Source organism: Vibrio sp. 10N.237.312.B06, assembly GCF_041464685.1.
Classification (GTDB): Bacteria; Pseudomonadota; Gammaproteobacteria; order Enterobacterales; family Vibrionaceae; genus Vibrio; species Vibrio tasmaniensis_A.
This window is the reverse complement of the sequence record NZ_JBFSPI010000064.1, coordinates 1-12,512: the sequence shown is the minus strand read 5'-3', so window position 1 is coordinate 12,512 and position 12,512 is coordinate 1. Positions and strand designations below refer to the sequence as shown.

Annotated in this window: 8 protein-coding genes; 7 read left to right on the top strand and 1 reads right to left on the bottom strand. The window is 46.3% G+C overall.

Annotation, left to right across the window (positions count from 1 at the left end):
• The first annotated feature begins 360 nt into the window (after positions 1 to 360).
• The 4 genes from nirB (at position 361) to AB6C75_RS16400 (ending at position 6,977) form a co-directional block, all read left to right on the top strand.
• Entirely contained in the window at positions 361 to 2,943 is a 2,583-nt protein-coding gene (gene nirB / locus AB6C75_RS16415; RefSeq protein ID WP_372108231.1) for a nitrite reductase large subunit NirB, read from the top strand.
• A 138-nt stretch (positions 2,944 to 3,081) separates the two neighbouring features.
• A complete protein-coding gene (gene nirD, locus AB6C75_RS16410) occupies positions 3,082 to 3,426 on the top strand; it encodes a nitrite reductase small subunit NirD (protein WP_012600889.1) in 345 nt (114 codons plus the stop codon).
• Between the two features lie 143 nt (positions 3,427 to 3,569).
• Complete coding sequence (locus AB6C75_RS16405) at positions 3,570 to 5,039, top strand: NarK family nitrate/nitrite MFS transporter (protein WP_372108229.1); 1,470 nt, start codon at positions 3,570 to 3,572, stop codon at positions 5,037 to 5,039.
• A gap of 147 nt (positions 5,040 to 5,186) precedes the next feature.
• Complete coding sequence (locus AB6C75_RS16400; RefSeq protein WP_372108227.1) at positions 5,187 to 6,977, top strand: protein kinase domain-containing protein; 1,791 nt, start codon at positions 5,187 to 5,189, stop codon at positions 6,975 to 6,977.
• A gap of 92 nt (positions 6,978 to 7,069) precedes the next feature.
• Here the strand turns inward: AB6C75_RS16400 and cra are convergent, their stop codons facing one another.
• Positions 7,070 to 8,074, bottom strand: coding sequence for a catabolite repressor/activator (gene cra / locus AB6C75_RS16395; protein ID WP_032499489.1), 1,005 nt, complete (start codon positions 8,072 to 8,074; stop codon positions 7,070 to 7,072).
• A gap of 397 nt (positions 8,075 to 8,471) precedes the next feature.
• On the opposite strand from cra, the gene fruB reads away from it, so the two are divergent.
• Genes fruB through fruA form a run of 3 tightly spaced genes read left to right on the top strand, consistent with a single transcriptional unit; the run spans position 8,472 to position 12,368 of the window.
• Positions 8,472 to 9,605, top strand: a complete 1,134-nt coding sequence (gene fruB / locus AB6C75_RS16390) for a fused PTS fructose transporter subunit IIA/HPr protein (RefSeq protein ID WP_372108225.1) — start codon at positions 8,472 to 8,474, stop codon at positions 9,603 to 9,605.
• 9 nt (positions 9,606 to 9,614) lie between these two features.
• Complete coding sequence (gene pfkB, locus AB6C75_RS16385; RefSeq protein WP_009844884.1) at positions 9,615 to 10,592, top strand: 1-phosphofructokinase; 978 nt, start codon at positions 9,615 to 9,617, stop codon at positions 10,590 to 10,592.
• A 15-nt stretch (positions 10,593 to 10,607) separates the two neighbouring features.
• A complete protein-coding gene (gene fruA / locus AB6C75_RS16380) occupies positions 10,608 to 12,368 on the top strand; it encodes a PTS fructose transporter subunit IIBC (RefSeq protein WP_372108223.1) in 1,761 nt (586 codons plus the stop codon).
• Positions 12,369 to 12,512: the final 144 nt, after the last annotated feature.

The window sequence follows — 12,512 nt, the reverse complement described above, 5'->3', positions numbered from 1 at the left end:
CAACACTGAACAAAATCGAACTTAACCAAGATAGAAACTTAATTTTTGCACCATCTTGCGGAAAGTTGCACCACAAACGCTCATTTATATAAATCTAACAAAAACTTCACATACCACTTTAGGGGTAATTACGTGCCACCTGCAATTTTTAAACATCTGAAATATATAGATTAAATTTTATTTAAATGAACAACTCGCAATCTGGCACCCTCCTTACTCCACTAAAAACCAAGACTTAGAAAAAACATTTTTGTTTTTCTTGATGATTATGAATTGAGTGGAATCTCAACCCGGTATTCATCTGCTAACGACTAGAAATTAGATGCTAGTGATGGTGACGCCGAGAATAAGGAATGGATTATGAGCAAGAAGAAAATCGTCGTTGTTGGTAACGGCATGGTTGGACACAAATTTATCGACAACATCCTGCAATCAGACAGTGATGAGTTTGATGTTATTACTTTTAGTGAAGAGCCAAGGTTGGCCTACGACCGTGTTCAGTTGACCGCTTACTTCAAGCGCGGAAATGCTGATGATTTGGCATTAACCAGCGAAGAGTATTACCAAAGTAATGGCGTCAATTACCTTCTCAACGCGAGAGTCGCTCAACTAGATACTGAAAATAAGTGCGTTGTGACTGAATCGGGACATACCGAGAGTTATGACACCTTGATTCTGGCGACCGGTTCATTCCCTTTTGTTCCCCCAATTCCCGGTAACGACCAAGAACACTGCCACGTTTATCGCACCATCGAAGATTTAGACGCCATTGCACTCTCAAGTAAAGGCAGCAAATCTGGCGTCGTTATTGGTGGTGGCCTACTTGGCTTAGAAGCCGCAAACGCAGTCAAAAACCTTGGCTTGGAAACCCATGTGGTTGAATTTGCACCTCGCCTGATGGCCGTTCAATTAGATGACGGTGGCGGTGCCCTACTGCGCAGAAAGATTGAAGACCTTGGGGTGCAGGTTCACACCGAGAAGGCCGCCTCTGAGATAGTCGCGGGTGAGAACGCTCGCTACAGAATGAACTTTGCAGACGGCACCCACCTTGAAACCGATATGATCGTGTTCTCTGCGGGTATTCGCCCTCAAGATGCTCTAGCTCGCAGCTCTAATATTGCCATTGGTGAACGTGGCGGCATCGTGATTAACGATCACTGCCAAACCAACATCGACAACGTGTATGCGATTGGTGAGTGTGCGCTTTGGGACAACAAGATCTTCGGCTTAGTCGCACCCGGTTACTCCATGGCGAAAGTCGCGGCTTCGCATATTGTCTCCGGCGGTACTGACGATGCTGCATTTACTGGCGCTGACATGAGTACCAAGCTCAAGCTGCTTGGCGTCGATGTGGCCAGTATTGGTGAAGTACACGGCAAGACGGAAGGCGCTCAGTCGTATACCTATAACGATGAAATTGAGCAAGTTTATAAGCGCCTGATCATCTCGGCAGACGGTACAAAGATTGTCGGTGCAGTATTGGTCGGTGATGCAGAAGCTTACGGTTCGCTACTGCAAATCAAACAAAACGATATGCCTCTTCCTGAAAACCCATCAGTGTTGATTTTACCTAACGTGGCCGATGATTCAGGTTCGGCAATGGGCGTTGAAGCTCTGCCCAATAGCGCAGTGATTTGTTCGTGTTTTGATGTAACCAAAGGCGACATTAAAGACGCCGTTTCAGCAGGCTGCACCACGATGGCCGCATTGAAAGAAACCACTAATGCGTCGACAGGTTGTGGCGGTTGTTCTGCCCTTGCTAAACAGGTTCTGGATAGTGAGCTGAGTAACCTAGGTGTCGAGGTTTCTAACGATATCTGTGAGCACTTTTCTTATTCTCGTCAAGAGCTAACTGACATCATCCGCGTCAACAAAATCAAGACCTTCGATGAGCTGTTAGATTCTCACGGAAACGGATTGGGCTGTACTGTGTGTAAACCGGCTGTCGGTTCGATTCTGGCTTCGTACTGGAACGATTACATCCTCGAAGATCAACACATCGAACTGCAAGACACCAACGACATTTACCTCGGCAACATGCAGAAAGACGGCACCTACTCTGTGGTTCCGCGTATTGCTGGCGGTGAAATCACACCCGATAGACTAATCGTGCTTGGTGAAGTCGCTAAAGAGTTCGACCTTTATACCAAGATCACCGGTGGTCAGCGTGTCGATTTGTTCGGCGCGCAACTTAATGAACTGCCAATCATCTGGAAAAAACTAATCGATGCGGGTTTTGAAACAGGCCATGCCTACGGTAAATCGGTACGTACCGTGAAATCGTGTGTCGGTAGCACTTGGTGTCGATACGGCGTCGACGACAGTGTTGGCTTAGCAATTCGACTTGAGAACCGCTACAAAGGGCTGCGTTCACCCCACAAGATCAAGTTTGCGGTTTCTGGCTGTACGCGCGAATGTGCAGAAGCCCAATCAAAAGACTTTGGCATTATCGCTACCGACAAAGGTTGGAACCTCTACATCTGTGGTAACGGCGGTATGCGTCCTCGCCACGGTGACCTTTTTGCTACCGACCTTGATGAAACCACCCTGCTGCAATACATCGACCGCATTCTGATGTTCTACACACGTACCGCAGACCGCCTACAGCGTACATCGGTATGGATGGAAAACCTTGAAGGCGGCATTGAATATCTCAAACAAGTCGTGATTGAAGACAAGCTCAATGTTGCTGAAGAACTTGAGGCCGATATCGCCCTCAACATCGAAAAATACCAGTGTGAATGGAAAACCACCATCGAAAACCCTGAAAAGATGAAACGCTTCCAGCACTACATCAACAGCGAAGAAATGGACACTAGCCTGTCATTCATCAAAGAACGAGAGCAGCGTTTTCCTAAGCCGAGCTTGAGCTCTTCTTCAGATTCACAACGAGATGAAATGCTCACCAACGCAGACCAAATCGAAGTCACGGAAGTTTCGTAAGCCGAATTGACGGTGAGTGAATAAGTAACAACTAAACCCAATATCGATAGTCGACAGCGGGCAGCCCAAGAAAACTGCTGTCGGCTATCACCCTAATTAAATTGATTATTAGTTTTATGTTTTGACTAGGAGAAAGTCATGGAAAATTGGACAACCGTATGCAGCACCAGCGATCTGACCCCAAACGGGGGAATTTGCGCCAAAGTAGACGATAACCAAGTGGCTATTTTTTACTGCAAGCGCAGCGACACGCTTTATGGGCTCTCTAACTACGACCCTATCGGCAAGGCGAATGTGATGTCACGTGGTATAATTGGTTCATTAAGCGGAGAACCTTACGTGGCCTCACCCTTATACAAGCAGCATTACCACTTAGAAACTGGCGAATGTCTTGAACAGCCTGAGCTCAAGCTCGTGAAATTTGAAGTTCGCAAGCAAGGAGAACAAGTTCAAGTTCTCGCACCGCTTGCTATCGCCAGTTAACTAAAACGCCGACACCATCATGCAAACGCTTATTGGCGTGCGCAATTTCGGCACAGGGTTTATGCACATTAAAAGCGTTCGAAGTTCGGAAGTAACGCAGATGCACAAACCGGGTAATTTTCCAGATTTAAAGGATTTAAACCATGGATAACACTAAATTTTCGCTGCTTTCATTTACGGGTAAGATGAAGGTCTTACACCTAAGCTGGATGGCCTTTTTCATTACCTTTGTTGTGTGGTTCAACTTTGCCCCACTACTGCAAATGGTAAAAACGTCGCTTGGTCTTTCTACTGAAGAGATCAAAACACTGCTTATTCTCAACGTTGCATTGACCATTCCGGCGCGTGTCGCCATTGGTATGTTAACCGACAGGTACGGCCCAAGATTGGTCTACTCTTCGCTACTCGCGGTCTGTTCAATCCCTTGTTTTATGTTTGCTCTGGCAGACTCTTTCATTCAAGCTGCGATTGCTCGTTTCCTACTTGGCTTCATTGGCGCTGGCTTCGTCGTTGGTATTCGTCTTGTGTCTGAGTGGTTCCCACACAATGAACTAGGTACAGCTGAAGGTATTTACGGCGGTTGGGGTAACTTCGGTTCAGCAGCGGCAGCATTCACGCTTCCAACTCTGGCTTTAGCATTTGGTGGTGAAGACGGCTGGCGTTATGCGGTCGGTATTACTGGCGTAATGAGCTTAGCGTTCTCGTTTGTGTTCTACAAAAACGTAACGGATACACCAAAAGGTTCTACTTACTTCAAACCGGCTCAAGTAACGGCAATGGAAGTGACATCAAAGGGGGACTTTTTCTTCCTACTTATTATGAAGATCCCAATGTATGCCGCTTTAGCGCTACTGACATGGAAGCTATCACCAACCAACATCAACATGTTGTCTGACATGGCGGTGTATTCAGTGTATGCAGGTTTAGCCGCACTTTACGTGTACGAAGTGTCGCAAGTTTGGAAGGTAAATAAGAACGTATTTAAAGAAGAAGTGCCAGAGATTCACCAGTACAAATTCAAGCAAGTAGCGGTACTTAACGTATTGTACTTCGCGACATTTGGTTCTGAATTGGCTGTTGTTTCAATGCTGCCTTTGTTCTTCTCTGAAACCTTTGAATTAACACCCGTTCTTGCAGGTATGGTTGCATCGGCTTATGCCTTTATGAACCTAATGTCTCGCCCAGGTGGTGGTTGGATTTCAGATAAATTCGGTCGTAAACCAACACTGCTTATTCTGACGATTGGTCTTGCTGTCGGTTACTTTGCAATGGGTCAAGTAGACAGCACATGGCCAGTATGGCTAGCGGTTGTTGCTGCGATGGCGTGTTCTTTCTTCGTACAAGCCGGTGAAGGTGCGGTGTTTGCGACAGTACCTCTGATTAAACGTCGTATGACAGGTCAAATTGCAGGTATGACTGGCGCTTACGGTAACGTGGGTGCGGTGATTTACCTAACTGTGCTTTCATTCGTAAGTTACCAAACCTTCTTCTTGGTGATTACAGGAACAGCAGTACTAGGCTTCGTTACTCTGATGTTCATGGAAGAGCCTAACGGCCAAATTGCTGAAGTGAATGACGACGGTAGCGTGACCTTGATTAACGTATCGAGCTAACCACTCATTGAATCGGGAGTAGTACCAAGGTGTGTTTCACCACTTTGGTACTACGTTCAAAGGCTCTGCATTCGCTAGAGCTTTTGTTCTTTCTCAGATGTGCTCTCAAGCAAATGAGAAGACGGCCAGTTAAGAAGAAGACCAGTTATGACAATTTCATTCAGCCAAGGGCAAGTCGTCACGCCGGAATCCAACAACCAGTTAACGCTTAAGTTTGGTGGTTATTCGAATAAAGGCATACGTGATGAAAACCAAGACGCCATCATTGTAAAGCACCCCAAAACTCGTACTGAGCAAGAGTTGAAAGGCAGTGTCGCCTGCATAGCAGACGGGGCAAGTTGCAGTGAACACGGCCAGAAAGCCAGTCACACCAGCGTGATGCAGTTTATAGACGACTATTACGCGACTCCCCAAAGCTGGAGCATTCAGCGTTCGGCGCAAAAGGTCTTAACGTACCTCAATTCTTGGCTCTTCAACACGTCTGTTTCTAATATCCATCCCGCACAACAAGTGAACCACAATGCCCTCGTTTCGACGTTCAGCAGCGTGATATTAAAATCGAACACCGCACATATATTCCACGTTGGCGACAGTCGCATTTACTTACTAAGAGATGGTGAATTACGCCAACTGACCCGCGACCACACCCGTAAGAATATGGGGCAGAAGCATTACTTAACACGCGCCTTAGGCATGGATAACCAACTCAACGTTGACTATCAAACCCTGCCTATTAAGAAAAACGACTGCTTTATCCTCACTTCGGATGGTGTGCACGAGTTTGTCTCGCCCAACACATTCAATGAACACATCGATAAGCCTGGAGCGGATTTCGAATACGCAGCACAGACCATCTGTAACACCGCTTTAAGCCACAACAGTTCAGACAACGTGAGCTGCTTGATTGTGCAAGTTAGTCATCTACCTAAGCCTTCGCTCATCGAGTTCCATGAAAAACTGGCTAAACGAGCCATTCCGCCCGCTTTAAAGCTCGGACAAAGTATCGACAACTTTATGGTGCTTGAGGTGTTGTATGCAGGCTCTAGAAGCCATGTGTATCGTGTGATGCAAAAAGAGACACAAACCGAGTTCGTGTTAAAAGTCCCTTCCGTTCAATATCACGATAGCCCGTCGCAACTGAGAGCTTTCTTTAATGAACAATGGGCTGGCATCTTGCTGAACAATAAGAAGGTAATGAAGGTCTACCCGACGCCAGAGAACTCGCAATTTTTATATCAAATCTGCGAATGGGTAGAAGGCATCACGCTAAGACAATGGATGTACGACAATCCAAAACCGTCACTCAATGAAGTACGCGACATACTAGAAAAAATCACACAAGGTATTCGAGTATTACAACGCGCAGACATGGTGCACCGAGATTTAAAGCCCGAGAACATTATGCTTCAACATGATGGTGAGATAAAAATCATCGACCTTGGCGCTGTATTAGTCAGAGGACTTGAAGAGGGAGAGCTCGCAGACAAAGACGACACTCCATTAGGTGCGGTCAATTACATTGCCCCCGAGACCATCAAACATAACAGCGCGACCACCAGCTCAGATCTGTTCTCTATCGCCGTGATCGGCTATGAGATGCTGACAGGTACATTGCCCTACTCTGAAATGACGGCACAATCGCTTAAGCAATCTCGCCACCATCAATGGGAATACCAACCCATCACTCAGAAACGAGCGGACTTACCAAGTTGGGTAGATTTGGTATTACAAAAAGCCTGCGCGGAATCACCAAGCGAACGTCATCAAGTGTTGGGGGATTTTGTCGCTGACCTTTACACACCAAACCAAAGTTTGGTGAAAAGCAAAGCCAAGCAACCTTTGATAAACCGAAATCCAATCCAGTTTTGGAAGGTGTTGGCTTTGTTGCTCGGCATGGTTGCCATTGTAGAGTTGGGCTTATTGCTTGGTTCAAGTTAAGTGTCCAAGTTCGAGTTAATTACAGGTTCGAGTTAACTCCAAGTTCGAGCTAAGTGCCCAAGTCTAACCTAGCTTATATAAACTAACTGGAATTAGCCTCGTTTCACTAAGCTTCTTGGCACGAGTTCAATGCCAGCTTGGTAACGCTTAGCCGATGCATTTAACGCTAAAGCAAAAGCACTATCAGCAATAACTTCGAATTGCTGTGGCAGTGAATGGACTTTGAAAGGCAAGAAGTCCAATAAACGGTTATCACCAAAGGTTGCCAGTTTTACTTGATTGATCAGCTCTGGCTTTTCAACCATCACATCCAACACGCCCTCTAACAAAGTGTAAGACATAGTCACAATCGCATCAGGAACCGTGCCTTTAGCTATCCACTCTTCAAAAACCTCTCGTCCAGATTCCCTATCAAAGTGCTCACCATAACCCACAACCATCGGCTTGTTTTCTGCTAGCCCTGTTTGTTGAGTATGTGCTTTATTTGCCGCTTCAAAACCTAGGTGACGTTCACGTGAGATATTTAGATCAGGAAGTGCACCTATCAAACCAACACTATGAATGTTGTCATCGAGAATCGAGTGCGTCAATTCAAACGCGGCTTCGAAATCTTCACTGAGTACGCAAGCAAAGTGCTCATCATCTAACGGACGGTCAATTGCGATCACAGGCGTTCCTGAGTTTTGCAACTTTAAGTAGAACTCGTTGGCGTCTGGCATTGAGCTCGCAACCAGCAAGGCATCAATACGACGACTTACCAAAGCTTCAGCCACTTTTCGTTCGGTTTCAGCATCATCATCAGAACAACCAATCAATATCTGGTAGCCCACTTTGCGTGAATTCTGCTCTATCAATTTAGCTAAACGCGCGTAACTGCTGTTTTCCAGGTCCGGAATAATCAAACCAAATGAACGGCTATTACCAGCGCGCAACGACGAAGCGGCGTGGTCTGGACGGTAATTATATTCTTCTACAACCGCCATGACTTTCTGTTGAGTCTTTTCACTGATTCTGTATTTCTGCGCCTTGCCGTTGATGACATAACTGGCTGTGGTTTTCGATACTCCAGCCAACTTAGCGATTTCATCAAGTGTCATATGAGTGACCTGTATTTTGTGCGTAGGATCATATAACGAATGATCTGATCCCTGGATTAGTTGAATTATATGCTGAATCGATTCAGTATAAAAGCTGAAAGGATTCAGCAAAATCTGAAAAGTGACTTCAATCATCCTTTTGAATGAATTGAGCGTCATTTGTTGTTAATAAGCTTTCGTTATTTAGCTTTTCGCTATCCGCGAATCAAACCGAATTAACGACACGCAGCAAAACTATTTTGAAAATCGAAATTGGCTTTGCTGAATTTTTTACACTGAATGCTGAACCGATTCAGCTCAGATAAAACAAAGAGCAAAGAGTAAAGTTCACTAATTCTTGCTCTAGTTGGAATCGTAGCGACACACAAATTCTCAAGCGATACGCTAAAGAGGCACCATGCTTAAATTATCAAAATCTGACATCACTCTAGGCCAAACGGCCAATGATAAGTTCCAAGCAATCCAAAACATTGCTGGCGACCTAACAGCCAAAGGCTTAGTTGACTCTGGCTACGTTGAAGGAATGTTGAACCGTGAAAACCAGAACTCTACGTTCCTTGGCAACGGTATCGCGATTCCTCATGGAACGACTGACACTCGTGGCCTAGTGAAAGAGACAGGCGTTGCGGTACACCACTTCCCTGAAGGTATTGATTGGGCAGATGGCAACCGTGTTTACGTTGCGATTGGTATTGCAGCTAAATCTGACGAGCACTTAGGCATTCTTAAGCAACTGACCAAAGTGCTAGCGGCAGATGGTGTTGAAGAGAAATTAAAGCAAGCAAAATCAGAAGACGAAATCATCGCCCTACTTAATGGCGAAGTTCAGCTAGAAGCAGACCTAGACGCTTCTTTAGTTCAACTGCTGTTCCCTGCAAGCGACATGATTCAAATGTCGGCAGTTGCGGGCGGCCTACTTAAGAACACAGGTTGCACAGACAATGCATTCGTTGCTGACTTAGTAACAAAAACACCAACTCACCTAGGCCAAGGCTTGTGGTTGTTGGGCAGCGATAAAGGCGTAACTCGCACTGGCGTATCTTTCGTTTCAACAGCGAACGATTGCGAATACGAAGGCACACCAGTTAAAGCATTGGTGGCATTTGCTGCTTGTAACAGCGCTCACCAATCTATTCTGGCAAACCTAAGCAAGATGGTTTTCGAAGGTAAACAGCAACAACTGTTAACCGCTGACGCAGCACAAGTGATCGGCCTTCTAAAAGGTGAAGCGGTTTCTACAGCTTCTCAAGACGATGACAACTGCGCGGTATTCAAAATCAAAAATGCACACGGCCTACACGCTCGTCCGGGCGCAATGCTAGTAGCTGAAGCGAAGAAGTTCGAATCAACTATCCGCGTATCAAACCTAGATGGCGATGGAAAAGAGGTGAACGCGAAGAGCTTGATGAAAGTAATCGCGCTTGGCGTTAAACACAGCCACCAGCTTCAGTTTGTTGCTGAAGGTGAAGATGCAGTTCAAGCACTTGAGTCGATTGGCAAAGCTATCGCTTCTGGCCTTGGCGAAGGTTAAGGAATCGATATGTCTGATAAACAAATCAAAGCCGTTACCGTAACCCTAAACCCTGCTCTGGATCTGACAGGTAGCATCGATGTGCTAAACGTAGGTTCAGTTAGCTTGGTGAACAAAAGCTCACTGCATGCAGCGGGTAAAGGCGTAAACGTAGCAAAAGTACTTTCAGAGCTTGGCGCTAAAGTGACCGTAACGGGTTTCCTTGGTCGCAATAACGAAGAGCCGTTCTGCCAACTGTTTGAACAGATGGGCGCAACTGACCGCTTTATTCGTGTCGACGGCGCAACTCGCATCAACGTGAAGTTAGTAGAAGAAAGTGGTCAAGTTAGCGACATCAACTTCCCTGGCGTAGCGGTAACACCGATTGCCATCGAGCAGTTTGAGCGCACTCTATTCGGGTTAGCTGAAGACCACGAATATTTCGTGATTGCAGGCAGCTTACCTCAAGGCGTTTCACCTATGTTATGCGCATCGTGGATTCAGAAACTTCACGATATGGGCAAGAAAGTGTTGTTCGACAGTAGCCGTGATGCACTTAAAGCAGGACTCGATGCACAACCATGGCTGATCAAGCCAAACGATGAAGAGCTATCTCAGTTATTCAACGCCGAACTAACTACACGCGACCAATGCCAACACGCAGGCCAAGCCCTAAGTGAAAAAGGCATCGATAACATCGTTGTGTCACTTGGTGCCGAAGGTGTGATGTGGCTTAACCAAGGTGAGTGGTTACACGCTCAACCACCGCGCATGCAAGTAGTAAGCACGGTAGGTGCAGGTGACACATTAGTCGCTGGCCTATGTTGGGGCCACATGCAACAGATGCCAAAACCAGAACTTATTCAATTCGCAACCGCCCTATCTGCTCTAGCAGTTTCACAGGTAGGTGTGGGTGTAACCAGCCAACAAGAGCTGGATTCAGTACGACAAAATATCCAATTACAGGCGCTTAGTGCTCCAACTAGTCAGTTAGACACAAGTAAATAGGACAAAGGGATTATTATGAATATTACCATCATCACAGCTTGCCCAAGTGGCGTAGCAAACAGCATCATCGCAGCGGGCTTGTTAGAGCAAGCTTCAAAAACACTGGGTTGGAACGCCGCTATTGAATGTCAATCTAGCGTATTACCTAACTCTCCAGTATCACAAGACACGATCGACAGCAGCGATGTTGTGGTTATTGCTGCCAACACAAACGTTGATAAAGCGCGCTTTGTTGGCAAAAAAGTGTACCAAGAAGCTATCTCTGAATGCACAGCAGATGCAAAAGCATTTCTAGAGAAAGCGGTAGCCCAAGCAACGGTATTAGACGCTTCTCAAGTTGAGACTACAGTGGAAATTACTGGTACTTCAGCAAACTCTTCTACAACAGCAAGTACAGGCAGCAAAAAGATCGTAGCGATAACGGCTTGCCCGACTGGCGTTGCACACACCTTTATGGCCGCTGAAGCGCTGGAAGCAGAAGGCAAACGCCTAGGTCACCAAATCAAAGTGGAAACTCGCGGCTCTGTAGGTGCGAAAAACCAACTGACAGACCAAGAAATCGCAGACGCTGACCTTGTTATCATCGCAGCAGACATCGATGTTCCACTGGATCGCTTTAACGGCAAAGCGCTATACAAAACGACAACAGGTCCTGCTTTGAAGAAAACAAAGCAAGAGATGGAAAAAGCATTCGCAGAAGCTAAGCCATACCAGCACACAGCGTCTTCTAATTCAGCGCCTGCTGATGAGAATAAAGGTGTGTACAAGCACCTAATGACAGGTGTATCTCACATGCTTCCTGTGGTTGTTGCCGGTGGTTTGATCATCGCACTGTCTTTCGTATTCGGTATCGAAGCGTTTAAAGAAGAAGGCACATTAGCAGCAGCATTGATGACTATCGGTGGTGGTTCTGCATTCGCACTGATGATTCCTGTTCTTGCTGGTTTCATTGCATTCTCTATTGCTGACCGTCCGGGTCTGGCTCCAGGTCTAATCGGCGGTATGTTGGCTAGTTCAACAGGCGCAGGTTTCCTAGGTGGTATCGCAGCGGGTTTCATTGCGGGTTACGCAGCAAAATTCATTGCCGACAAGGTTCAACTTCCACAATCCATGGAAGCCCTCAAACCGATTCTGATCATTCCGTTTATCGCGAGTTTGTTCACTGGTTTGGTCATGATTTACATCGTTGGAGGTCCAGTTTCAGGCGTGATGAGCGCAATGACAGACTTCCTAAACAACATGGGAACGTCTAATGCGATTCTTCTGGGTGTGATTCTAGGCGCAATGATGTGTTTCGACCTTGGTGGCCCAGTAAACAAAGCGGCTTACACGTTCGGTGTTGGCCTATTGGCTTCACAAACTTACGCACCAATGGCAGCAATCATGGCAGCAGGTATGGTTCCGGCTCTAGGTATGGGCCTTGCAACTTTCCTAGTGAAAGACAAGTTTGAAGCAGGCGAGCGCGAAGCAGGTAAAGCATCATTCGTTCTTGGGCTATGTTTCATCTCTGAAGGTGCAATCCCATTCGCAGCGAAAGACCCAATGCGTGTTATCCCTGCATGTATGGCAGGTGGCGCACTAACGGGCGCTCTATCAATGATGTTTGGTGCACAATTAATGGCTCCACACGGCGGCTTGTTCGTACTGCTAATTCCTGGCGCTATCTCTCCAGTGCTTATGTACCTAGTGGCGATTGCAGCAGGTACAGCGGTAACAGGTTTTGGTTACGCAGCTCTTAAAAAGATGAGCGATTCTAAAGTGACTGCAGAGGCTTAATCCCCCTACTCTGTTTAGCGGTTAAAGCTGACGAACAGAGGCTCTTGATAAAACAGTTCCTTTGTAAAGCAAAAGGCTCCTCATTTGACGTAATGCCGATCGTTTAAGAAGACTTGAACGATCTTGCAGTTAGCAGATAATCCC